This is a genomic window from Arthrobacter sp. zg.Y820, from assembly GCF_030125555.1.
Classification (GTDB): Bacteria; Actinomycetota; Actinomycetes; order Actinomycetales; family Micrococcaceae; genus Arthrobacter_B.
Window position 1 is genome coordinate 589,523 of record NZ_JASKLX010000001.1, and the last position, 22,114, is coordinate 611,636.

Genomic DNA, 22,114 nt, shown 5'->3' on the forward strand with positions numbered 1-22,114 from the left:
ACACCGTGATCGAGAATGCAGGCAAAACCCAGCAGGACGTGTACGACGAAGGCATGGCGGTGCGCCGCGAAGTGCTCGGGGCGGCTCACGTCGACCGGGCGAACGCCGCCAAGGACGATTTCACCTCGGACTTCCAGGACCTGATCACCAAGTACGCCTGGGGGAGCATCTGGACCCGCCCCGGCCTGCCGCGGACCATGCGCAGCGCGATCACGCTCACGGCGCTGATTGCGCACGGGCACATGGAGGAATTCGCCATGCACGTCCGGTCAGCGCTCACCAACGGGCTGAGCCGGGACGAGATCAAGGAAATCATCCTGCAGTCAGCCATCTACTGCGGCGTGCCGTCGGCCAACTCGGCGTTCAAGGTGGCCCAGGGCGTTTTCGCCGGGATTGACGCCGAAACCATGTCAGAGGAGACACGATGAACCAGGCCTATATTTACGACGCCGTCCGCACCCCGTTCGGCAAGTTCGGCGGCGCCCTGGCCGGCGTGCGGCCCGACGAGCTCGGGGCTCAGGTCATCCGCGCCGCGGTTTCCCGCGCCCCGGGCCTGGATCCGGACCGGATCGACGAGGTGGTCTTCGGCAACGCCAACGGCGCCGGTGAGGAAAACCGCAACGTCGCCCGGATGTCCTCCCTGCTGGCGGGCCTGCCCACCTCGGTGCCGGGCACCACGGTGAACCGGCTGTGCGGATCCTCCCTGGACGCCGCGCTGATTGCCTCCCGGCAGATCAACACCGGCGAAGCGGACCTCATGCTGATCGGCGGCACCGAGTCCATGAGCCGCGCGCCCTGGGTGCTGCCCAAGAATGAGAAGCCCTATCCCGCGGGCAACCAGACGCTCGCCTCCACCACTCTCGGGTGGCGCCTGGTGAACCCCGCCATGCCGGCTGAGTGGACGGTCTCCCTGGGAGAAGCCACCGAACAGCTGCGTGAGAAATACGGCATCAGCCGTGAACGGCAGGACGAGTTCGCGGCGCACTCGCACGTCCTCGCCGCCAAGGCCTGGGATGAAGGCCGCTACGACAACCTGACCGTCGCCGTCGACGGCGTGGACCTGGCCCGGGACGAATCCATCCGTGCCGGATCGACAGCGGAGAAACTGGCCACGCTCAAGACCGTGTTCCGTCCCGTCTCCGACGACGCGTCCGGCGGCACCGTCACCGCCGGCAACGCCTCCCCCCTGAACGACGGCGCCTCCGCGGCCTGGCTGGGCAGCGATGCTGCCGCTGACCTGCTGGGCCTGGCCCCGCTGGCCCGCATTGCAGGACGAGGCGCCGCCGCGAACGAGCCGCAGTTCTTCGGGTACGCCCCGGTGGAGGCGGCCAACCTGGCACTGAAACGCGCCGGCATCGGCTGGGGCGATGTGGCCGCCGTCGAACTCAACGAAGCCTTCGCCGCACAGTCCCTGGCCTGCATGGACGCCTGGGACATCGACCCGGCCATTGTTAATGCCTGGGGCGGCGCCGTCGCCATCGGTCATCCGCTCGGAGCCTCCGGCGCTCGGATCCTGGGCACGCTGGCACGCCGGCTGGAAGCCTCCGGCGAGCGCTGGGGCGTGGCCGCCATCTGCATCGGCGTGGGCCAGGGCCTGGCCGTCGTCCTGGAAAACACGAAGAACTAGCGGAGGAGAACCGTGCTCAACATTGTGCAGGACGTCGACCAGGCAGTAGCGCCGATCCACGACGGCGCCACCGTCATGATCGGCGGGTTTGGCCAGGCCGGGCAGCCCGTCGAGCTGATTGAAGCACTGCTGCGCCAGGGGGCAAGGGACCTGACGGTGGTGAACAACAACGCCGGAAACGGGGAGCACGGCCTGGCCGCGCTGATCGGCGCCGGCCGGGTGAAGAAAATCATCTGCTCTTTCCCGCGCCAGTCCGACTCCCAGATTTTCGACGCCAAGTTCCGCGCCGGGGAGATCGAGCTCGAGCTGGTGCCGCAGGGCAACCTCGCGGAACGCATCCGCGCCGCAGGCGCCGGCATCGGCGGGTTCTTCACTCCCACCGCCTTCGGCACCCCGCTGGCCGAGGGCAAGGAAACCCGGATGATTGACGGCCGGGGCTACGTTTTCGAGTCTCCGCTGCAGGCGGACTTCGCGCTGGTCAAGGCACTGCGGGGCGACGCCGCCGGGAACCTGGTTTACCGCAAGACCGCCCGCAATTTCGGCCCCATCATGGCGGCCGCCGCGAAGAACGCCATTGTTCAGGTCCGCGACCTGGTGGACGTCGGAGCATTGGACCCCGAGGCGGTCGTGACCCCCGGAATCTACGTCAACACGCTGGTCCGCGTGGAACAGGAACAGGAGCCGGCAGCAGCATGAGCAACCGCATCGAAGACACACAGGCCGTAACCGCCCACAGCGCCCGCCTGGACAAGAACCAGCTCGCCGAACTGGTGGCCCGGGACATCGCGCCCGGTTCGTTCGTGAACCTGGGCATCGGCCAGCCCACCCTGGTGTCGAACTACCTCCTGCCGGAGCAGAACGTTACCCTGCACACCGAAAACGGGATGCTGGGGATGGGTCCGGAGGCCCGCGGGGACGAGGTTGACGGTGACCTCATCAATGCCGGCAAGATTCCCGTCACCGAGCTGCCCGGAGCTGCCTACTTCCATCACGCCGATTCCTTCGCCATCATGCGCGGCGGACACCTCGACGTGTGCGTCCTGGGAGCCTTTCAGGTCTCGGCCTCCGGGGACCTGGCCAACTGGCACACCGGTGCGCCCGACGCCATCCCCGCCGTCGGCGGAGCCATGGACCTGGCCACCGGTGCCAAGGACGTGTACGTCATGATGTCCCTGTTCACGCGGGAGGGCGTCAGCAAGCTGGTTTCGGAATGCACCTATCCGCTGACCGGCGTCGGTTGCGTAACCCGCGTCTACACTGGTGAGGCGGTCTTCCTGCTTGAGGACGACGGCGTGCATGTGCGGGAAACCCACGGCGTCAGCTTCGAGGAGCTTGCGGCCGGCATGGACATTCCGCTGATCCGTGATCCGGGCGTCGAATAGGCGTTCCCGGCACTCGTTCCTTTAAGGGAGATATGACCGAGACTCCGGCCCCCACCGGCCAGTATGTGCAGTCGCTGGCCCGCGGGCTCAGCGTCATCCGGGCCTTCGACGCCGAACACGTCCGGATGACCCTGAGCGAGGTCTCACGCCGCACCGGACTGACCCGCGCCACGGCCCGCCGGTTTCTGCTGACGCTCGAGGAACTCGGCTACGTGCGCACCGATGGACGGAACTTCGAGCTCACCGCCCTGGTGCTGGCCCTGGGTTACTCCTACCTCTCAGGCCAGACCCTGCCGCAGCTGGCCCAGCCGCTGCTCGAGGATCTCTCCCGCAAGGTCTCCGAGTCGACCTCGGCGTCCATCCTGGACGGTGAGGAGATCGTCTATGTGGCCCGCATCCACACCCGCCGCCTGATGCGGGTGGGCATCGCCGTCGGCACCCGGTTCCCGGCCTATGCCACGTCCATGGGCCGTGTCCTGCTGGCGGGTCTTTCGGAACCGGCACTCGAGAAGTACCTGGCCGAGGTGCGGCTGGAACCGTTCACGGACCGTACTGTCACGGACCCCGGAGCCCTTGGGGACGAGGTGCGCCGGGTTCGGGAAGCCGGGTGGGCCGTGGTTGACCAGGAACTGGAATCCGGGCTGCGGTCCGTTGCCGTTCCGGTCCGCGGAGCCGGGGGAGAGGTGGTGGCCGCAATCAACACCTCCATGCAGGCAACCCTGGGCGCCGGGGAAGGTACGCTGGAAGAAGCTGTTGCGTCAGTGCTGCCGGCCCTCCAAGAGGCCTCGGAGAAGATTACCGCCGCACTTGCCGCCCGCGGCTGGGCCTGAAGCCCGCCGGCCCTCCCGGGGCCGAAAGTGACTTAGGGCGCACCTGCGGGACGCAAGGCTTAAGTCTGCTAGACTGGTAATCAATTGTTTGTGTGGCAGTGGATGAAGGACGCTCACGGAATCCCCTCGGGATCCTGGTGCGGCGGGCCTGTTTCCGGGTTGCAGGGTTCCTGTGCAACGAATGCCACACTTTTGCACGCCTACGGTCGCTTCCGCGAGAGTATCGGAACTTCTCGGGGGCATTGCGGCAACGACGACTTAAAGCGCATCGCCTCGGCTGTTCCGACAGCTGACAGCGGGGCGGAGCAACCAAGAGAATTACACTCTCGAGAAAAAACGGAGAACACGAAAGTGCCTACGATTCAGCAGCTGGTCCGCAAGGGCCGGTCACCCAAGGTCTCCAAGACCAAGGCTCCCGCCCTTCAGGGAAGCCCCATGCGCCGTGGTGTTTGCACCCGCGTTTACACCACCACCCCGAAGAAGCCGAACTCTGCGCTCCGTAAGGTTGCCCGCGTGCGCCTCAACGGCGGCATTGAAGTAACCGCTTACATTCCCGGTGTAGGTCACAACCTGCAGGAACACTCCATCGTCCTCGTTCGCGGCGGTCGAGTGAAGGACCTGCCCGGTGTTCGTTACAAGATTGTTCGTGGCGCACTGGACACCCAGGGTGTCAAGAACCGCAAGCAGGCTCGCAGCCGTTACGGCGCGAAGATGGAGAAGAAGTAATATGCCCCGCAAGGGTCCGGCCCCCAAGCGGCCGCTAGTACTGGATCCCGTTTACGGCTCCCCTCTGGTCACTCAGCTGATCAACAAGGTTCTCGTTGACGGCAAGAAGTCCACCGCAGAGCGCATCGTTTACGGTGCACTTGCAGGCGCTCAGGAGAAGACCGGGGGAGACCCCGTTGCAGCCCTGAAGAAGGCCATGGACAACATCAAGCCGAGCCTTGAGGTCAAGTCCCGCCGCGTCGGCGGTGCCACCTACCAGGTTCCCGTCGAGGTCAAGCCGGGCCGTGCAACTGCACTGGCACTGCGCTGGCTGGTTGGCTACTCCAAGGCCCGCCGCGAGAAGACCATGACCGAGCGTCTGCGCAACGAGATCCTGGATGCGTCCAACGGTCTCGGTGCTGCAGTGAAGCGCCGCGAAGACACCCACAAGATGGCTGAATCCAACAAGGCCTTCGCTCACTACCGCTGGTAAAAAGCCTGGCCGACGGCGGCCACTCCTGAAGGCCCTGTATCCCGCTGCGGCGGGGTGCAGGGCCCAAAGCAGATAAACGCAGTCGAACCGGCAAACACCAAATAAGGGAGAAACCGTGGCACTTGACGTGCTTACCGACCTGAACAAGGTCCGCAACATCGGCATCATGGCCCACATTGATGCCGGCAAGACCACCACCACCGAACGCATCCTGTTCTACACCGGTGTCAACCACAAGATCGGCGAGACGCACGACGGCGCCTCCACGATGGACTGGATGGCACAGGAGCAGGAGCGGGGTATCACCATTACCTCCGCAGCAACCACGTGCTACTGGGACAACAACCAGATCAACATCATCGACACCCCGGGTCACGTTGACTTCACTGTCGAAGTTGAGCGGTCCCTGCGCGTGCTCGACGGCGCCGTAGCCGTTTTCGACGGCAAGGAAGGCGTGGAGCCGCAGTCCGAGACTGTCTGGCGCCAGGCCGACAAGTACAACGTCCCGCGCATCTGCTTCGTCAACAAGATGGACAAGCTCGGCGCTGACTTCTACTTCACCGTTGACACCATCATCAACCGCCTTGGTGCCAAGCCGCTGGTTATCCAGCTGCCCATCGGTGCCGAGAACGAGTTTGAGGGCGTTGTCGACCTCGTCGAAATGCGTGCCCTGACCTGGCGCGGCGACTCCAAGGGCGATGTGCTCATGGGCGCCAAGTACGAGATCGAGCCCATCCCGGCCGATCTTCAGGAAAAGGCAGAAGAATACCGCGCTGCGCTGATCGAGGCTGTGGCCGAGGCCAGCGACGAGCTGATGGACAAGTACCTCGAAGGTGAAGAATTCACCCTCGAGGAAATCAAGGCCGGCATCCGCCACCTGACCATCAACTCGCTGGTCTACCCGGTGCTTTGCGGCTCGGCGTTCAAGAACCGCGGCGTACAGCCGATGCTTGACGCCGTCGTCGCCTACCTGCCGAACCCGCTTGACGTGCCGAACATCAAGGGCCACGACATCCGCGACGAAGAGATCATTCTCGAACGCGCCGCTGATGCCAACGCTCCGTTCTCGGCCCTGGCGTTCAAGGTTGTGACGCACCCGTTCTTCGGGCGTCTGACCTACATCCGCGTGTACTCCGGTCACGCTGCTTCCGGTGCTCAGGTCATGAATGCGACCAAGCAGAAGAAGGAGCGCATCGGTAAGCTCTTCCAGATGCACGCCAACAAGGAAAACCCTGTTGACGAGATCACGACGGGCCACATCTACGCCGCCATCGGCCTGAAGGACACCACCACGGGCGACACCCTGTGCGACCTTCAGAACCCGATCGTGCTGGAATCCATGAGCTTCCCGGAGCCCGTGATTTCCGTGGCCATCGAGCCGAAGACGAAGGGTGACCAGGAGAAGCTTTCCACGGCCATCCAGAAGCTCTCCGAAGAGGACCCGACCTTCCAGGTCTCCCTCGACGAAGACACCAACCAGACGATCATCGCCGGTATGGGCGAGCTGCACCTGGACATCCTGGTTGACCGCATGCGCCGCGAATTCCGCGTCGAAGCAAACGTGGGCAAGCCCCAGGTTGCTTACCGCGAAACCATCAAGCGCGCTGTGGCCAAGCATGACTACACGCACAAGAAGCAGACCGGTGGTTCGGGCCAGTTCGCAAAGGTCCAGATCGCTCTCGAGCCGCTGGATACGTCGGAAGGCGTATTCTACGAGTTCGCCAACAAGGTCACCGGTGGCCGTATTCCGCGCGAATACATCCCCTCCGTTGACCAGGGTATCCAGAGCGCCCTCACCGAGGGTGTGCTCGCCGGTTACCCCGTGGTCGGCATCAAGGCAAGCCTGCTTGACGGCGCCTACCACGATGTTGACTCCTCGGAAATGGCGTTCAAGATCGCCGGACGACAGGCTTTCAAGGAAGCCGCCCGCCTGGCGAACCCTGTCCTGCTCGAACCGCTGATGGATGTTGAAGTCCGCACCCCTGAGGAATACATGGGTGAAGTTATCGGTGACATCAACTCCCGCCGCGGCCAGATGCAGTCCATGGAAGACGCCGCAGGCGTCAAGGTCATCCGCGCCCACGTGCCGCTGTCCGGCATGTTCGGGTACATCGGCGACCTGCGTTCAAAGACGCAGGGCCGCGCCGTGTACTCCATGTCGTTCAACAGCTACGCAGAGGTCCCGAAGGCAGTAGCCGACGAGATCATCCAGAAGGTGCGCGGCGAATAAAACCCTGGTTGGTGTTCCGGGAAATCTCGGAACACCAGCCGTGTGCAGCGGGCCAAGGCTCCGGCCGGAAGCCCGCTGCATAGCCAGACTGAGCGGCCTCGCCAGGCTGCTGCGGAAATACGGCAATTTCATCAAATAAACAGCCCCCAGTAGACTTACATCAGTTTCAGCAGCGAGAAGCGCTGTTGAAGATTGAGTCTTCAACCTTTCTAGGAGGAACCCGTGGCGAAGGCAAAGTTCGAGCGGACTAAGCCGCACGTCAACATCGGCACCATTGGTCACGTTGACCATGGTAAGACGACGTTGACCGCTGCCATTTCGAAGGTACTTGCTGACAAGTACCCTGATCTGAATGAAAAGCGCGATTTCGCTGCTATCGACTCTGCACCTGAAGAGCGCCAGCGCGGCATCACCATCAACATCTCTCACATCGAGTACCAGACCGAGAAGCGCCACTACGCACACGTAGACGCCCCCGGTCACGCTGACTACATCAAGAACATGATCACCGGTGCAGCTCAGATGGACGGCGCGATCCTCGTGGTTGCCGCTACCGACGGCCCGATGGCACAGACCCGCGAGCACGTTCTGCTCGCCCGCCAGGTTGGTGTTCCCTACCTGCTGGTCGCACTGAACAAGTCCGACATGGTCGACGATGAGGAACTTCTGGACCTCGTTGAAATGGAAGTTCGCGAACTGCTGAGCTCCCAGGAATTCGACGGCGACAACGTTCCCGTCGTGCGCGTCTCCGGCCTCAAGGCTCTCGAAGGCGACCCCAAGTGGGTTGCAGCCGTCGAAGAGCTCATGGAAGCCGTTGACGAGAGCGTTCCGGACCCGATCCGCGACAAGGACAAGCCGTTCCTGATGCCGATCGAGGACGTCTTCACGATCACCGGTCGTGGAACCGTTGTCACGGGCCGCGCCGAGCGCGGTACCCTCGCCATCAACTCCGAGGTCGAGATTGTCGGCATCCGTCCGGTCCAGAAGACCACGGTTACCGGTATCGAGATGTTCCACAAGCAGCTTGATGAAGCATGGGCCGGCGAGAACTGTGGCCTCCTGCTTCGCGGTATCAAGCGCGAAGACGTAGAGCGTGGACAGGTCATCGTGAAGCCGGGTTCCATTACCCCGCACACCGACTTCGAAGCCAACGTCTACATCCTGTCCAAGGATGAAGGCGGACGCCACAACCCGTTCTACTCGAACTACCGCCCGCAGTTCTACTTCCGCACCACGGACGTAACCGGCGTTATCACCCTGCCGGAAGGCACGGAAATGGTTATGCCCGGCGATAACACTGAGATGACCGTAGAGCTCATCCAGCCCATCGCCATGGAAGAAGGCCTCGGCTTCGCTATCCGCGAAGGCGGCCGCACCGTTGGTTCAGGCCGTGTCACCAAGATCATCAAGTAATTTCCTTACTTGCTGACTCTTCGGTGAGTTGCCGGCCCCAGCGGCCGGTCACGAACTGAAAAGAAGTCCCCGCTGCCACTGGCAGCGGGGACTTCTTGCATTTCCGGCCCGGTCGCGGCGGCCGTCTGCCCAGGTCGCCGTCTGTCCACAGTGTGAGCCGGACCCCGTGAAATTCTCCTGCCGCCCCTAGGATGTGGAATAAGCAGTCGGTTACCGGGGGGTTCTCAAGCTATGGGCACATTCTTATTGGCGGTGGTGCTCATATTGACTGGCATCGGATTCGCCATCGGCTGGTTCTCCCGCGGTGCCGTCTCGCCGCGGAAATCTGCAGCGGCCCCCGCAACCGCCGACCCCGCGGCCGCGTCCGACGCCGTTTCCCGGGCATATGACGACGGGTTCCGGGCCGGCTACCGCAGTGCTGCGGCTGCGGCTGCGGCGGGTACAGGGCAGCGGGAGAATGCTCCGACACCGTTCGGCGTCCCGGCACCGTTGACCGTCCCGGCACCGGTGACCGCCCCGTCATCCTTTGCGGCCCCGTCATCCTTTGCCGCCCCGCCGCAGGCGCCGGTTTCTGACGCCCCGCCGTCGACCCCGCCGCTGCCCGGACTTGCAGCGCCGGACGGCGCCTGGTTCGAGGAGAACGCCGGGCCGCCCGTCCCGGCCCCTGTCCCGCCGGCCGGGCCCGCACCGGTTCAGCCGCCGTCGGCGGAGGAACTGGCCAAGCGGGCGGCTGTGGAGGAGGCCCGCAAACGACGCCGGGACCTGCGGAACATCAACATCACGCTGTACGCCGCCTGCCTGCTGCTCGTTGCCGCGGCGTCGCTGTTCATTGGGCTGGCCATCCCGGAGGGTGCCCGGTTCGCCGGCGTTACCGTGGTGGCGGGCCTGTTCTACGCCGGCGGGCTGGTGGTCCATGCCCGGAGCCGGCGGCTGCGTCCTGCTGCCGTTGCCTTTACCGGTACCGGACTGGCCCTCATCCCGGTGGTCGGGCTGGCCCTGCACAACCTCGTACTTCGCGATGCACCCTCGGCATGGCTGGTGACGTCAGTGGTGGGCACCGCGGCCTACGCCTATGCTGCGGCCCGGCTGGACAGCCGGGTGGTGGCCTACCTCTCCATGACGTTCCTGCTCTCCACGGCGCTTGCGTCCGGGGCCTCCATTCGGTCCGGGATCATGTGGTATTTCCTGTTTACCGTCCTCCTGGCCACCGCCGTGTCGCTGGTGGCCTTGCGCCGCCCCGCATGGCTCGGAAACATCTATCTGAACGCCTTTATCCAGTCTCACCGCTTTCTGGTCCCGGCGACGGCGGGGGTAGCCCTTCTGACAGCCGTGGAACTGGGCGGCTGGCAGTTCTCCCTTCTCTTCCTGGCCTTCTCCTGCTACTACGCCGTGGTCTTTCTGCAGGCCCGCCGCAAGGAACGGCTGCTCAGCAGCTACGGCTTTCGGGCTGCGGCCACAGCCGGCCTGACGGTTCTCGCCTACAAGATGACCGACGACACCGCGGCAGCCGTTCTCGCCTCATCGCTGCTCCTGCTCGTGCAGGCCGCCGGCCTGCTGGCCCTGCGCCGCCGATATTCGGCGCTGGGCGGCAAACGGTTTTTTGTCACTGACTATGTGCTCGTGAGCGTGCTGCAGATACTGGCCGGACTCGCCGCAGGCCAGTCCGCGGCGGGGCTGCTGCCGGGAGGCAGCACCAGTGCGATCCTGTTCACCGCAACTGCCGTGATGGTGCTGCTGACGTGCATGGCCGGGGCATCGAGGATCACGGTTATCCCGAACGCCGCTCCGGCCGGTGCAGCCCTGCTGGGATTCCTGGCCCGGCTCAACGGAGAGACGGGCACGCTGTGGCCGGCGGTTGTCCTGGGTGTGCTGCTGACCGGCTATTACAGCGTCCGAGCAGGGCGCAGTTCCGGTCCGGCGAAGGAGGACCTGCTGCTGTGGGTACGGGGAACAGCGGTCGTGCTGGTTGCCGTGGGTTCGATGGCGGTCCTGGAAACCGCAGGAGCGGGTGCCCGGGAAGCCTGGACACGGTCTCTGCTCTGGACGGGTGCCGCCGTGATGCTCAACCAGCTCCTTTCCGTGTTCCTGCTGAACCGCGCAGCGCCCGCTGGCACGGCACCATCCACCCGCCGGGAAGTTCCGGTGATGGCTGCGGCGGCCGGGTTGGCGGCGCTGCTGGCGCTGTGGCTGCGGTTTACGGAGCACCCGGAGATCACGCTGACGCTGTGGGTCCTGTTCTCCGCCCTGTCGGTAAATGCGGTGACTTCCCTGGTGCTGCGCCGGTTCTTTGAGGAACGGTCCTGGCTGGAATGGATGGGCCCGGCCGGCTTCGCCGCGGCTGCCCTCGTGGGCGCCGGCGTGCTGGGCGTGCGCGGCTACGAAGTCGTGACCGGTGCCGCGCTGGCCTACAGCGGGCTCATGGCGGTGCGCCTGGCACGGGTTGGCCGCCGGGGCGGCTACTTGCTGGCCGGGCAGGTGCTGCTGACCATCCTGCTGGCCCTGGCGGCGGCGGACCTGGACTTCACGGTGCATGAAATGTTTGTTGCCGCAGCTCTCTCGGTGGCTCTGCAACAGGTGCTGCGCATCCTCCTGCAGGACCGGTTCGCCGGAGCGGGTATGGGGCAGCTGGTAACCACGGCCCAGTGGGGAAGCACCGGCGTGCTGGTGCTCCTCCCGCTGGCCTACGAGGCGCTGGCAGCCCGTCCGCTGCCCTGGATGCAGCCTCTGCTCCTGGCCATAGCGGCCGGCAGCGCACTGTTCATCCAGATGTCGGTGGTGGGGCGAAGGGCCGCAGGCAGGCCGGTGCCGTTCCCGAACGGTTCGCTGGCGGCGGCCGCAGCACTGGTGACAGCGCTGACGGTCTGGCTGCGGCTGGCGGAAGCTCCGCAAACCACCTTGACGGTGGGGGCGTTGTTCGCGGCGCTGGCAGCCAATGTGCTGACGACGCTGGTTCTGGGACGGTTCGTCCCGGAGAAATCCTGGCTGCAGTGGAGTGGTCCAACAGGTTTTGCCGCTGCCGGCGTGGTCGGCGCCGGCCTGCTCGGGATCCGCGGCTATGAGACGCTCACGGCGGCTGCGCTGGGATACTGCGGCTTCATGGTGGTCCGCGGTGCCCGGGCCGGCTGCCGCGGCGGTTATCTGCTGGCGGGGCAGGTCCTGCTGACAATCCTGACAGCCCTGGTGGCGGCGGACCTGGAGTTGACCGTCCACGGCACGTTTATTGCGGTGGCCGTCTCCGTGGCCGGGCAGCAGGTTGTGCGGACATTGCTGCAGGGCCGGTATGCCGGCGCGGGGTTGCGGCAGCTGGGCAGGGCTGCGCTCTGGGGGAGCGCGGGGGTGCTGGCGCTGCTGCCCCTGATATATGCCGCTGCCGCCGACGGCGATGCCCGGCGCTGCGTCGTCGTGATAACCCTGTCCCTGCTGCTGGGTATGGCGGCGACGGTCAGCGTGGCGGACCGGGACGCCGCAATCCTGTATTCCGCCGTTTATGCGCTGGGCATGCTGCCGGTCGTCCTGACAAGCGTGTTTGGCTTCGGCGACTCCGGAACCCCCCTCAACGGGTCCTCGGAGGTACCGGCACCGCTGAGCCTGGCCGCTGCCTGTGTTCTTTTGCTGGTGTTCGCCGCGGTTGCCCTGGCCGCGGACACCCGCAGCGCCATCGGCGCCGCCGTCCGCAATCCGCTGCTTGCCGGCGGGGCGCTGTACTGCGCGCTGGCATTGTCCCTGGCCGGGTTGAACGGGAACAGGCTGCTGACGGGGCTGGGCATCCTGTTGCCTGCCGCGGGCTTCCTGGTCGTCTCCTTTACCCGGAGGCTTCCATGGCTGACCGCCGTGACCGTGGTCCTGGTTCCCGTTGCAGCCTTCATCATCCAGTCCTGGCTCGTCCGGGACGTGCTCGCGACTGCGCCACACGACGCAGCCGCCCGGCTGTCGTCCGGATTCGCGGCCGCACTGCTTCTCTATGCGGCGGGATACGTGCTGTCCGTCCTGCCGCGGACCGCCGGCACTGTGCTCCGCCAGGGCATCCTCGGCTCGGGAGCCGCCATCATTGCCGCGGGAGCCGGCATCTCCGCCATGCCGTCCGAACATGTTTCAGCCGTGTACGGATCGGTGGTCCTCGCCGCCGCCCTGGCAGCTGCGGTGCGGGAGTTTCCGCGGGCGTGGCGGGAGACGGCCGGAGAAGCCGCAGCGCTGGTGGCCGCGCTGTCCGTTCAGCGGATCATTTGGTACGCCGTCGACGGCGCCGGTTGGTTCTGGTTCCTGCAGTACTGGGTGGTGGTCCTGGCCGCCCTTGCCGCCTACGAGTACCGGCGGGGCCGCGGGCAGCGCGGCACTGCCGTCCTGGCCGCGTCGGCTGGGCTGCTTTCCTGCACGGGTGTCAGCAGCATTGTCAGCGCAGATGCCACCGAGCAGGTGTGGGCGCTGGTGGCCCATGCCGGGCTTTTGGGGTTCGGCGTCCTGACCAACAGGCGCCTGTTCACTGTGTGGGGAGCAGCGGGCGTGGCCCTGGCGGTGCTCTGGTACCTGCGCGGCTACACGTTCCTGCTCCTGGCACTGCTCGCGGCGGCACTGATCGCGCTGGCGGTTTGGCGCCTGACCCGCGTACGCGCCGACGCCGCCGGGGAGACCGGAAGCTAGGGCGCCGGCCGGCTGGTCTATTATCGACAGATGGAATTATTGATTATTCTCGCTGTGGTCGTGGCCGTTGTCGGCACCGTTGCGTGGGGCAGGCGGCATTTCCGCCGCGAGATCGACCGTGCCAAGCGCATTCGACGGTCCAACCGCGGAGACAGGCCCTAGGAGCCGGGGCGCCGCGCGGATCCCGCGGTTTTCCGTGGGTCGGGCGCTGCGCTAGACTGGAGACCGTTGACTTGCCGGTGATTGCTGAACCGATCATTGCGTGATCGATGAATTGCCGGAAACTTTGAACAACGGAACATGCTGCAGGCGCCGCGGAGCATCGCGGCCAGCCAGTCGCAGGCGGCCGCCGGATTGGCGGAATCGCCGTGATTCTGGCAGACTGGAGAAGTTGTTCAAGCGCTTTTGTGCCCACATATGCTCGTTCGGCCGGTTCAACCGGCAGGCAGCACATGATGAGATGTCGTCCCGGTCAGGATAATGCCTGACGCAGGGTCGAGTCCTTCAGGGGAAAAGCCCATATATAACCCGCCCCCAATCTTGCCCTGGGTCTCGCAGATGAAGAATCCGCGACACGCCCGAGCGCGGGGGTCGGAGCCTCGGCAGGGTGAGGAACCCGGATTTATCCGGATTCAGTCTGTTGGAGGAGTGCCAGGCCGTAAAGGCAGCTAGGTACAAAAACTGTACAGAGAGCAATACTCGAAGAAAGAGGCACGACGCCATGGCGGGACAAAAAATCCGCATCCGGCTGAAGTCGTATGACCACGAGGTCATCGACGTATCAGCACGGAAGATCGTTGAGACGGTCACGCGTGCAGGCGCAACGGTAGTAGGCCCCGTGCCGCTGCCCACGGAAAAGAACGTGTACTGCGTTATCCGTTCGCCGCACAAGTACAAGGACAGCCGCGAGCACTTTGAAATGCGCACGCACAAGCGTCTGATCGACATCATTGACCCCACGCCTAAGGCCGTTGATTCGCTCATGCGTCTCGACCTGCCGGCAGACGTGAACATCGAAATCAAGCTGTAGGGGGGGAGCGGATACTTATGTCTACTTCACTTACACGCCAGGTCAAGGGCCTTCTGGGCACCAAGCTGGGCATGACCCAGGTCTGGGACGAGAACAACAAGCTCATCCCCGTCACCGTCGTTCAGGCTGACTCGAACGTCATTACACAGCTGCGCAACGCGGAAAGGGACGGCTACACGGCCGTTCAGATCGGCTACGGCCAGATCGACCCGCGCAAGGTGACCAAGCCGCTGGCCGGCCACTTTGAAAAGGCAGGCGTTACGCCTCGCCGTCACGTTGTCGAACTGCGCACCTCTGACGCCGACACCTACGAGCTGGGCCAGGAACTCTCTGTTGAGATTTTCGAAGCCGGCCAGAAGGTCGACGTCACCGGAACCTCCAAGGGCAAGGGCTTCGCCGGTGTCATGAAGCGTCACGGCTTCCACGGCGTCGGTGCCTCCCACGGTGCACACAAGAACCACCGTAAGCCCGGTTCCATTGGTGGCGCATCCACCCCGGGCCGCGTCTTCAAGGGTATGCGGATGGCTGGCCGTATGGGCGCCGTCCGCCACACCACAATGAACCTCACGGTTCACGGTGTGGATGCCGAGAAGTCGCTGCTGCTGATCAAGGGTGCCGTTCCCGGCGCCCGCGGCCAGGTCGTCCTCGTACGCACCGCCGTGAAGGGAGCTTAGTCTCATGGCTAACGAAACCACTGTTGAATTCCCCGCAGCGCTCTTCGACGTTCAGACGAACGTTCCTCTTCTGCACCAGGTAGTAGTTGCTCAGCTTGCAGCTGCCCGCCAAGGTACGCACAAGACGAAGACCCGCGCAGAGGTCTCCGGTGCAGGCCGCAAGCCGTTCAAGCAGAAGGGTACCGGCCGCGCCCGTCAGGGTTCCATCCGTGCTCCTCACATGACCGGTGGTGGCGTCGTCCACGGACCGACACCCCGCGACTACAGCCAGCGCACCCCCAAGAAGATGATTGCCGCCGCACTGCGCGGGGCTCTCTCCGACCGGGCACGCAACGGCCGCATCCACGTGCTGGAAACCCTGGTAGCCGGCGAAACGCCGTCGACCAAGGCTGCACGCGATTCGCTGCGTTCACTTTCCGACCGCAAGAACATGCTCGTTGTCATCGAGCGCGCCAATGATGTTGCCGCACTGTCCGTGCGCAACCTCACCGATGTTCACGTGATCTACGTAGATCAGCTGAACACCTACGACGTGCTTGTTGCCGATGACGTGGTCTTCACCAAGGCTGCCTACGACGAGTTCGTCGGCAAGAACACTGTCAAGGAGGACGCCAAGTGAGCGCGACCACCGCTAAGGACCCTCGCGACGTGGTGCTGGCACCCGTCGTTTCGGAAAAGAGCTACGGCCTGATCGACGAAGGTAAGTACACCTTCCTGGTCGACCCCCGCTCCAACAAGACCGAGATCAAGCTGGCCGTGGAGAAAATCTTCTCCGTCAAGGTCGACTCGATCAACACCATCAATCGTGCCGGTAAGCGCAAGCGGACCAAGTTCGGATGGGGACAGCGCAAGAACACCAAGCGCGCCATTGTCACCCTGAAAGACGGCACAATCGACATCTTCGGCGGTCCGCTCAGCTAGGGCGGAGACCACTTTAACGAGGAAATAAATAATGGGAATCCGTAAATACAAGCCGACTACACCGGGCCGTCGCGGCTCGAGTGTCGCCGACTTCACCGAAATCACGCGGTCGACGCCGGAAAAGTCGTTGGTACGCCCGCTGCCCAAAAAGGGTGGACGTAACAACACCGGTAAGATCACGACCAGGCACAAGGGTGGTGGACACAAGCGTCAGTACCGTCTGATCGACTTCCGCCGCCACGACAAGGACGGCGTCGACGCTCGCGTTGCCGAGATCGAATACGATCCGAACCGTACCGCTCGCATTGCACTGCTGCACTACGTTGATGGCACCAAGCGTTACATCATCGCCCCGAACAAGCTCAAGCAGGGCGACCACGTAGAGGCCGGCGCCGGCGCTGATATCAAGCCCGGCAACAACCTGCCCCTGCGCAACATCCCCGTGGGTACCACCATCCACGCCGTTGAACTGCGTCCGGGCGGCGGTGCCAAGATGGCCCGCTCCGCCGGTGCATCGGTTCAGCTTGTTGCCAAGGAAGGCCGCTTCGCCCAGCTGCGTCTGCCTTCCGGCGAAATCCGCAACGTCGACGCGCGCTGCCGCGCCACCATCGGCGAGGTCGGCAACGCCGAGCAGTCCAACATCAACTGGGGTAAGGCCGGCCGTATGCGCTGGAAGGGCGTACGCCCGACCGTCCGCGGTGTCGCCATGAACCCGGTCGACCACCCGCACGGTGGTGGTGAAGGTAAGACCTCCGGTGGACGCCACCCGGTCAACCCGAATGGTAAGCGCGAAGGCCGCACACGCCGCCCCAATAAAGAGAGCGACAACCTCATTGTGCGTCGCCGTCGTTCCGGCAAGAACAAGCGATAGGAGCCTGGAAACATGCCACGCAGCCTGAAGAAAGGCCCCTTCGTCGACCAGCACCTGTTCCTTAAGGTAGCGGCCGAAAACGAAAAGGGCACCAAGAACGTCATCAAGACGTGGTCCCGTCGTTCGATGATCATCCCCGACATGCTCGGGCACACGATCGCCGTACACGATGGACGTAAGCACATTCCGGTGTTTGTCACGGAGTCGATGGTCGGGCACAAGCTCGGCGAATTCGCCCTGACGCGGACATTCCGCGGCCATGTGAAGGACGACCGCAAGGGCAAGCGCCGCTAGGCGCTGCTCTTTCGGCAGAAGACGAGAGAAGGAAAGCAATGGAAGCCAAGGCAATTGCGCGTCATATCCGCGTAACGCCTATGAAGGCCCGGCGCGTCGTCAACCTTGTTCGTGGCAAGCAAGCGAATGAGGCAATGGCAATTCTGAAGTTTGCCCCCCAGGCAGCATCGGAGCCGGTACTTAAGGTAGTTCAGTCGGCCATGGCCAACGCACGTGTCCTCGCGGACCGTGACGGCGTGGCCTTCGACGAGGGTGACCTCTTCATCAGCGATGCATTCGTTGACGAAGGGCCCACCATGAAGCGGTTCCAGCCCCGTGCACAGGGCCGCGCATACCGCATCAACAAGCGGACCAGCCACGTCACCGTGGTTGTTGCAACCCCCAAGATCGAGGAGGAACGCTAAGTGGGACAGAAGGTTAACCCGCACGGGTTCCGACTCGGCATTACCACTGACCATGTGTCGCACTGGTTTGCTGACAGCAACAAGCCGGGCCAGCGCTACAAGGACTTCGTCCGCGAGGACATCAAGATCCGCCAGCTCATGTCTACGGGCATGGACCGCGCCGGCATCGCCAAGGTTGAGATCGAGCGCACCCGCGACCGTGTCCGCGTGGATATCCACACGGCCCGCCCGGGTATCGTTATCGGCCGCCGCGGCGCCGAAGCAGACCGCATCCGCGGCGAGCTGGAGAAGCTCACGGGCAAGCAGGTTCAGCTGAACATCCTCGAGGTCAAGAACCCCGAGATGGAAGCTCAGCTTGTTGCCCAGGGCGTTGCTGAGCAGCTCTCTTCCCGCGTGGCTTTCCGCCGTGCGATGAAGAAGGCCATCCAGTCCGCACAGCGTGCCGGCGCCAAGGGTATCCGTATCCAGTGCTCCGGTCGTCTGGGCGGCGCTGAAATGAGCCGTTCCGAGTTCTACCGCGAAGGCCGTGTGCCCCTGCACACCCTCCGCGCGCAGATCGATTACGGTTTCTTCGAAGCCAAGACCACCTTCGGCCGCATCGGCGTGAAGGTCTGGATCTACAAGGGCGACGTCACCGCTAAGGAACTGGCTGCACAGCAGGCTGCTGCACCGTCCCGCGGCCGCTCCAGCGACCGTCCGGGCCGCGGCCCGGCCGACCGCGGAGACCGCGGCGGCGAGCGTCGTCGTCGTCCCGAGCGTGGCGACAAGGCCGCCGCGCCTGCTGTTGCAGAGGCTCCGGCCGCTGAGGCAGCTGCCCCCGCAGCAGAAGGAGGACAGGCTTAAATGCTTATCCCACGTCGAGTCAAGTTCCGTAAGCAGCACCACCCGGGTCGTTCCGGCGCTGCAACCGGCGGCACTGCAGTCAGCTTCGGCGAGTGGGGCATCCAGGCTTTGACGCCTGCGTATGTCACCAACCGCCAGATTGAAGCTGCCCGTATTGCCATGACGCGCCACATCAAGCGCGGCGGAAAGGTCTGGATCAACATCTACCCGGACCGTCCGCTGACGAAGAAGCCTGCCGAAACCCGCATGGGTTCCGGTAAGGGTTCTCCGGAGTGGTGGGTTGCAAACGTCAAGCCGGGCCGGGTTCTCTTTGAGATCTCCGGTGTAAGTGAAGAGGTAGCTCGTGAGGCCCTGCGCCTGGCGATCCATAAGCTGCCGTTGAAGGCACGCATTGTGCGTCGCGAGGGTGGTGAATAGAAATGGCAATTGGTTCAAAGGAACTGGCACCGAAGCAGCTGGATGGCTTCGATAAGGACCGTCTCGTCGAGGAACTTCGCAAGGCCAAGGAAGAACTGTTCAACCTCCGCTTCCAGTCCGCAACCGGTCAGCTGGAAAGCCACGGCCGTCTGCGCGTAGTGAAGCGCGACATCGCACGCATCTACACGGTGCTGCGTGAGCGCGAGCTGGGGATTCGTCCCGAGGTCGTTGCTCCCGTCGAGGAAGCAGCTCCTGCAAAGGCAGCGAAGAAGTCCAAGAAGAAGGCTACCGAGTCTGAAGCTCCGGCCGAGGTCGCTGAGGATGATGCCAAATGAGTGAAAACAAGAATGAGGCAGCAGTGACAACTGACGCAAACGGAGCCGATGCCCGCGGGTACCGGAAGACCGCACGCGGCTACGTGGTCTCTGACAAGATGGAAAAAACCATCGTTGTTCAGGTTGAAGACCGCGTCAAGCACGCCCTGTACGGAAAGGTGCTTCGCCGCACCTCGAAGCTCAAGGCCCACGACGAGCAGAATGCTGCCGGCGTTGGAGACCTCGTGCTGATCGCCGAAACCCGGCCGCTCTCCGCTACAAAGCGGTGGCGCCTGGTCGAGATCCTCGAGAAGGCCAAGTAACTAAAGCAGTACATCCGGCCGGCCCGCCGGTGAGCCGCTCCCAGTAGGGAAAGGCTCGCCGGCAACCGCCCACCGGCGACAGGGCCCCGGCCGCGTTATCATCCGATTTCGCATCCGGGGCCCTTTCGCGATAAACTTGAAATCTTGTCTGTGCGGTGCGGAAGTGTGTCCAGTTTTGGGCGCGGCATCCTCACCGCCGTATGAGACAAAAGCCCGATAATCTTGTTCGGCACGTTGCCGCGGTCCGCCGCGGCGCAGCCCCCAGCGGGGGAGTGCTGAGTACCAGTATTACGGGGTCCACCCATATCCGTTCCGCCAGGCTCAGTTCTGAGAACCGGCGCGACGACAGGAGTTATAAGTGATTCAGCAGGAGTCGCGGCTTAAGGTCGCCGACAACACTGGTGCCAAGGAAATCTTGACCATCCGTGTTCTCGGTGGATCCGGACGTCGCTACGCAGGCATTGGCGACACCATTGTTGCCACCGTCAAGGATGCAATTCCCGGCGGCAACGTCAAAAAGGGCGATGTGGTTAAGGCCGTCATCGTTCGCACCAAGAAGGAACGCCGTCGCCAGGACGGTTCCTACATCAAGTTCGATGAGAACGCTGCAGTGATCTTGAAGAATGACGGAGACCCCCGTGGTACCCGCATCTTCGGCCCGGTCGGCCGCGAGCTTCGCGACAAGAAGTTCATGAAGATCATTTCGCTGGCTCCGGAGGTGCTGTAGTCCATGGCAAAAATCAAAAAGGGTGACCTCGTTCAGGTCATCAGCGGTGCAACTGCTGCCCGCGGCGGAGACCGCGGCAAGCAGGGCAAGGTTCTGAAGGTTTACACCGACACGAACCGCGTCCTGGTTGAAGGCGTCAACACTGTCAAGAAGCACACCAAGGTCGGCCAGTCCTCCAAGGGCTCGAAGACCGGTGGCATCGAGATTGTCGAAGCTCCCCTCCACGTTTCCAACGTCGCAATCGTTGACCCGGAAACGAAGAAGCCGACCCGCGTTGGCTACCGTCAGGAAATCGTCGAAAAAGACGGCCGTGAGCGCACTGTGCGTATCCGCGTCGCCAAGGGCTCTGGGAAGGACCTCTAATGACTGAGACCGTCACCAAGACCGTCCCCCGTCTGAAGACCCGCTACGCAGCGGAGATCAAGAAGACCCTGCAGGACGAATTCAACTACGCTAACGTCAACCAGGTTCCCCGCCTTGTCAAGGTGGTTGTGAACATGGGTGTTGGAGATGCCGCTAAGGACTCCAAGCTCATTGACGGTGCAGTCAAGGACCTGACCCAGATCACGGGTCAGAAGCCTCAGGTCACGAAGGCCCGCAAGTCGATCGCACAGTTCAAGCTGCGCGAAGGCATGCCCATCGGCTGCCACGCAACTCTGCGTGGAGACCGCATGTGGGAATTCGTCGATCGCCTGGTTACCCTGGCGCTGCCGCGTATCCGCGACTTCCGCGGCCTGAACGGCAAGCAGTTCGACGGCAACGGCAACTACACGTTCGGTCTGACCGAACAGTCGATGTTCCACGAAATCGATCAGGACAAGATTGATCGCGTTCGCGGCATGGACATCACCGTGGTTACCACCGCAAAGACCGATGACGAGGGACGCGCGCTGCTGAAGGCGCTCGGCTTCCCGTTTACATCCGAAGATTAATTACTACGTAACAGGTCCGACGGACCTCTCCTCAGGTGCGCCTGAGTCGGAGCTCCGCAGGAAACCGTTACGAGGGAGGGCAAGAGCCCAATGACAATGACAGATCCTGTCGCAGACATGCTTACGCGTCTGCGCAATGCAAACTCGGCATATCACGATACCGTGTCCATGCCTTACAGCAAGCTCAAGGCGCGCGTCGCTGACATCCTGAAGGCCGAGGGCTACATCGCCGGCTGGAAGGAAGAAGAGGCCGTCGTCGGCAAGAAGCTGACCCTTGATCTCAAATTCGGTCCGAACCGCGAGCGTTCCATCGCCGGCGTGCGTCGTATCTCCAAGCCCGGTCTGCGCGTTTACGCAAAGTCCACCAACCTGCCGCGCGTTCTCGGTGGTCTGGGAATCGCAATCCTGTCGACGTCGTCAGGTCTCCTGACCGACCGCCAGGCCGCCAAGAAGGGTGTAGGTGGGGAAGTCCTCGCCTACGTCTGGTAGCAGGGAAGGGAAAGAAAAATGTCACGTATTGGACGTCTGCCCATCCCGGTTCCTGCCGGAGTAGAAATTGCCGTTGACGGCAACCTCGTATCCGTCAAGGGTGCCAAGGGCGAGCTGAGCCACACTGTGCCCAGCCCGATCACTGTCACGCTCGACGACAGCACCATCACCGTTGCCCGCCCGAACGACGAGCGCGAATCCCGTGCCCTTCACGGCCTGACCCGCACCCTGATCAGCAACATGATCACCGGTGTGACCGAAGGCTACAAGAAGGACCTGGAAATCGTCGGCACCGGTTACCGCGTGCAGGCCAAGGGAGCGGACCTCGAGTTCGCCCTGGGCTACAGCCACCCGGTTCCGGTCACGGCACCCGAGGGCATCACGCTTACCGTCGTGGGTCCCACGAAGGTCACAGTGTCCGGCATCGACAAGCAGCAGGTGGGCGAGGTTTCGGCCAACATCCGCAAGCTGCGCAAGCCCGATCCCTACAAGGGCAAGGGTATTCGTTATGCCGGCGAGATTGTCCGCCGCAAGGTCGGAAAGGCTGGTAAGTAACC

General features: G+C 63.7%; 27 protein-coding genes. All 27 read left to right on the top strand.

The features are described 5' to 3' along the window. The first annotated feature begins 5 nt into the window (after positions 1-5). Positions 6-428 carry a 4-carboxymuconolactone decarboxylase gene (gene pcaC / locus QNN99_RS02760; protein ID WP_284015517.1) on the top strand — a complete coding sequence of 141 codons (423 nt, stop codon included), beginning with the start codon at positions 6-8 and terminating at the stop codon, positions 426-428. Further along, the gene (locus tag QNN99_RS02765) at positions 425-1,627 is read left to right on the top strand and encodes a thiolase family protein (protein ID WP_229964878.1); all 1,203 of its coding nucleotides are present in this window, start codon (positions 425-427) and stop codon (positions 1,625-1,627) included. The genes pcaC and QNN99_RS02765 overlap by 4 nt, the downstream gene beginning before the upstream one ends. Before the next feature lie 12 nt (positions 1,628-1,639). After that, positions 1,640-2,323: a 3-oxoacid CoA-transferase subunit A gene (locus QNN99_RS02770; RefSeq protein ID WP_229964879.1), complete on the top strand. Its 684-nt coding sequence runs from the start codon at positions 1,640-1,642 to the stop codon at positions 2,321-2,323. Beyond that, on the top strand, positions 2,320-3,009 hold the full coding sequence (locus QNN99_RS02775) for a 3-oxoacid CoA-transferase subunit B (protein ID WP_229964880.1): 690 nt from the start codon (positions 2,320-2,322) through the stop codon (positions 3,007-3,009). The genes QNN99_RS02770 and QNN99_RS02775 overlap by 4 nt, the downstream gene beginning before the upstream one ends. 32 nt (positions 3,010-3,041) lie before the next feature. Next, the gene (locus QNN99_RS02780; protein ID WP_229964881.1) at positions 3,042-3,839 is read left to right on the top strand and encodes an IclR family transcriptional regulator domain-containing protein; all 798 of its coding nucleotides are present in this window, start codon (positions 3,042-3,044) and stop codon (positions 3,837-3,839) included. Positions 3,840-4,190: 351 nt separating this feature from the next. Continuing rightward, positions 4,191-4,565, top strand: coding sequence for a 30S ribosomal protein S12 (gene rpsL / locus QNN99_RS02785; protein WP_104052742.1), 375 nt, complete (start codon positions 4,191-4,193; stop codon positions 4,563-4,565). Position 4,566: 1 nt separating this feature from the next. Beyond that, on the top strand, positions 4,567-5,037 hold the full coding sequence (rpsG, locus tag QNN99_RS02790) for a 30S ribosomal protein S7 (protein WP_104052741.1): 471 nt from the start codon (positions 4,567-4,569) through the stop codon (positions 5,035-5,037). A 115-nt stretch (positions 5,038-5,152) separates the two neighbouring features. Then, the gene (fusA, locus tag QNN99_RS02795; RefSeq protein ID WP_229964882.1) at positions 5,153-7,267 is read left to right on the top strand and encodes an elongation factor G; all 2,115 of its coding nucleotides are present in this window, start codon (positions 5,153-5,155) and stop codon (positions 7,265-7,267) included. A 222-nt stretch (positions 7,268-7,489) separates the two neighbouring features. Further along, positions 7,490-8,680: an elongation factor Tu gene (tuf, locus tag QNN99_RS02800; RefSeq protein ID WP_229964883.1), complete on the top strand. Its 1,191-nt coding sequence runs from the start codon at positions 7,490-7,492 to the stop codon at positions 8,678-8,680. Positions 8,681-8,944: 264 nt separating this feature from the next. Then, positions 8,945-13,318, top strand: coding sequence for a hypothetical protein (locus QNN99_RS02805; protein WP_229964884.1), 4,374 nt, complete (start codon positions 8,945-8,947; stop codon positions 13,316-13,318). Positions 13,319-13,348: 30 nt separating this feature from the next. Beyond that, positions 13,349-13,480 (top strand): hypothetical protein, encoded by a 132-nt coding sequence (locus QNN99_RS02810; RefSeq protein ID WP_269439121.1) that lies wholly within the window; start codon positions 13,349-13,351, stop codon positions 13,478-13,480. 559 nt (positions 13,481-14,039) lie between these two features. Next, on the top strand, positions 14,040-14,348 hold the full coding sequence (gene rpsJ, locus QNN99_RS02815; protein WP_003803825.1) for a 30S ribosomal protein S10: 309 nt from the start codon (positions 14,040-14,042) through the stop codon (positions 14,346-14,348). Positions 14,349-14,365: 17 nt separating this feature from the next. Continuing rightward, positions 14,366-15,022: a 50S ribosomal protein L3 gene (gene rplC / locus QNN99_RS02820; protein ID WP_229964885.1), complete on the top strand. Its 657-nt coding sequence runs from the start codon at positions 14,366-14,368 to the stop codon at positions 15,020-15,022. 4 nt (positions 15,023-15,026) lie between these two features. Then, on the top strand, positions 15,027-15,641 hold the full coding sequence (gene rplD, locus QNN99_RS02825) for a 50S ribosomal protein L4 (protein WP_229964886.1): 615 nt from the start codon (positions 15,027-15,029) through the stop codon (positions 15,639-15,641). After that, positions 15,638-15,943, top strand: coding sequence for a 50S ribosomal protein L23 (gene rplW / locus QNN99_RS02830; protein ID WP_104052736.1), 306 nt, complete (start codon positions 15,638-15,640; stop codon positions 15,941-15,943). Before rplD ends, rplW begins: the two co-directional genes overlap by 4 nt. Before the next feature lie 31 nt (positions 15,944-15,974). Beyond that, positions 15,975-16,814: a 50S ribosomal protein L2 gene (gene rplB, locus QNN99_RS02835; RefSeq protein ID WP_152219783.1), complete on the top strand. Its 840-nt coding sequence runs from the start codon at positions 15,975-15,977 to the stop codon at positions 16,812-16,814. 12 nt (positions 16,815-16,826) lie between these two features. Further along, a complete protein-coding gene (gene rpsS / locus QNN99_RS02840) occupies positions 16,827-17,108 on the top strand; it encodes a 30S ribosomal protein S19 (RefSeq protein ID WP_104052734.1) in 282 nt (93 codons plus the stop codon). Positions 17,109-17,146: 38 nt separating this feature from the next. Beyond that, positions 17,147-17,512, top strand: a complete 366-nt coding sequence (rplV, locus tag QNN99_RS02845; protein WP_229964887.1) for a 50S ribosomal protein L22 — start codon at positions 17,147-17,149, stop codon at positions 17,510-17,512. Continuing rightward, positions 17,513-18,355 carry a 30S ribosomal protein S3 gene (rpsC, locus tag QNN99_RS02850; RefSeq protein WP_229964888.1) on the top strand — a complete coding sequence of 281 codons (843 nt, stop codon included), beginning with the start codon at positions 17,513-17,515 and terminating at the stop codon, positions 18,353-18,355. It abuts the gene before it with no gap. Further along, positions 18,356-18,772 (top strand): 50S ribosomal protein L16, encoded by a 417-nt coding sequence (gene rplP, locus QNN99_RS02855; protein WP_229964889.1) that lies wholly within the window; start codon positions 18,356-18,358, stop codon positions 18,770-18,772. It begins immediately after the preceding gene. A 2-nt stretch (positions 18,773-18,774) separates the two neighbouring features. After that, the gene (gene rpmC / locus QNN99_RS02860) at positions 18,775-19,107 is read left to right on the top strand and encodes a 50S ribosomal protein L29 (protein ID WP_229964890.1); all 333 of its coding nucleotides are present in this window, start codon (positions 18,775-18,777) and stop codon (positions 19,105-19,107) included. Further along, positions 19,104-19,409 (top strand): 30S ribosomal protein S17, encoded by a 306-nt coding sequence (gene rpsQ / locus QNN99_RS02865; protein ID WP_229964891.1) that lies wholly within the window; start codon positions 19,104-19,106, stop codon positions 19,407-19,409. Before rpmC ends, rpsQ begins: the two co-directional genes overlap by 4 nt. 358 nt (positions 19,410-19,767) lie before the next feature. Further along, the gene (gene rplN / locus QNN99_RS02870) at positions 19,768-20,136 is read left to right on the top strand and encodes a 50S ribosomal protein L14 (RefSeq protein WP_055239356.1); all 369 of its coding nucleotides are present in this window, start codon (positions 19,768-19,770) and stop codon (positions 20,134-20,136) included. Between the two features lie 3 nt (positions 20,137-20,139). After that, positions 20,140-20,499, top strand: coding sequence for a 50S ribosomal protein L24 (rplX, locus tag QNN99_RS02875; RefSeq protein WP_210228071.1), 360 nt, complete (start codon positions 20,140-20,142; stop codon positions 20,497-20,499). Continuing rightward, entirely contained in the window at positions 20,499-21,068 is a 570-nt protein-coding gene (gene rplE / locus QNN99_RS02880) for a 50S ribosomal protein L5 (protein ID WP_152219770.1), read from the top strand. Before rplX ends, rplE begins: the two co-directional genes overlap by 1 nt. Positions 21,069-21,158: 90 nt before the next feature. Beyond that, complete coding sequence (gene rpsH, locus QNN99_RS02885) at positions 21,159-21,557, top strand: 30S ribosomal protein S8 (RefSeq protein WP_152219769.1); 399 nt, start codon at positions 21,159-21,161, stop codon at positions 21,555-21,557. 18 nt (positions 21,558-21,575) lie between these two features. Then, a complete protein-coding gene (gene rplF / locus QNN99_RS02890) occupies positions 21,576-22,112 on the top strand; it encodes a 50S ribosomal protein L6 (RefSeq protein WP_229964892.1) in 537 nt (178 codons plus the stop codon). Positions 22,113-22,114 lie beyond the last annotated feature (2 nt).

What these genes read in the sequence shown, in the direction of transcription:
- QNN99_RS02765 (WP_229964878.1), top strand. Translation starts at nt 425, where the DNA reads ATGAACCAGGCCTATATTTACGACGCCGTCCGCACCCCGTTCGGCAAG.
- QNN99_RS02775 (WP_229964880.1), top strand. Translation starts at nt 2,320, where the DNA reads ATGAGCAACCGCATCGAAGACACACAGGCCGTAACCGCCCACAGCGCC.
- QNN99_RS02780 (WP_229964881.1), top strand. Translation starts at nt 3,042, where the DNA reads ATGACCGAGACTCCGGCCCCCACCGGCCAGTATGTGCAGTCGCTGGCC.
- rpsG (WP_104052741.1), top strand. Translation starts at nt 4,567, where the DNA reads ATGCCCCGCAAGGGTCCGGCCCCCAAGCGGCCGCTAGTACTGGATCCC.
- QNN99_RS02810 (WP_269439121.1), top strand. Translation starts at nt 13,349, where the DNA reads ATGGAATTATTGATTATTCTCGCTGTGGTCGTGGCCGTTGTCGGCACC.
- rpsJ (WP_003803825.1), top strand. Translation starts at nt 14,040, where the DNA reads ATGGCGGGACAAAAAATCCGCATCCGGCTGAAGTCGTATGACCACGAG.
- rplC (WP_229964885.1), top strand. Translation starts at nt 14,366, where the DNA reads ATGTCTACTTCACTTACACGCCAGGTCAAGGGCCTTCTGGGCACCAAG.
- rplD (WP_229964886.1), top strand. Translation starts at nt 15,027, where the DNA reads ATGGCTAACGAAACCACTGTTGAATTCCCCGCAGCGCTCTTCGACGTT.
- rplB (WP_152219783.1), top strand. Translation starts at nt 15,975, where the DNA reads ATGGGAATCCGTAAATACAAGCCGACTACACCGGGCCGTCGCGGCTCG.
- rpsS (WP_104052734.1), top strand. Translation starts at nt 16,827, where the DNA reads ATGCCACGCAGCCTGAAGAAAGGCCCCTTCGTCGACCAGCACCTGTTC.
- rplV (WP_229964887.1), top strand. Translation starts at nt 17,147, where the DNA reads ATGGAAGCCAAGGCAATTGCGCGTCATATCCGCGTAACGCCTATGAAG.
- rplP (WP_229964889.1), top strand. Translation starts at nt 18,356, where the DNA reads ATGCTTATCCCACGTCGAGTCAAGTTCCGTAAGCAGCACCACCCGGGT.
- rpmC (WP_229964890.1), top strand. Translation starts at nt 18,775, where the DNA reads ATGGCAATTGGTTCAAAGGAACTGGCACCGAAGCAGCTGGATGGCTTC.
- rpsQ (WP_229964891.1), top strand. Translation starts at nt 19,104, where the DNA reads ATGAGTGAAAACAAGAATGAGGCAGCAGTGACAACTGACGCAAACGGA.
- rplX (WP_210228071.1), top strand. Translation starts at nt 20,140, where the DNA reads ATGGCAAAAATCAAAAAGGGTGACCTCGTTCAGGTCATCAGCGGTGCA.
- rplE (WP_152219770.1), top strand. Translation starts at nt 20,499, where the DNA reads ATGACTGAGACCGTCACCAAGACCGTCCCCCGTCTGAAGACCCGCTAC.
- rpsH (WP_152219769.1), top strand. Translation starts at nt 21,159, where the DNA reads ATGACAATGACAGATCCTGTCGCAGACATGCTTACGCGTCTGCGCAAT.
- rplF (WP_229964892.1), top strand. Translation starts at nt 21,576, where the DNA reads ATGTCACGTATTGGACGTCTGCCCATCCCGGTTCCTGCCGGAGTAGAA.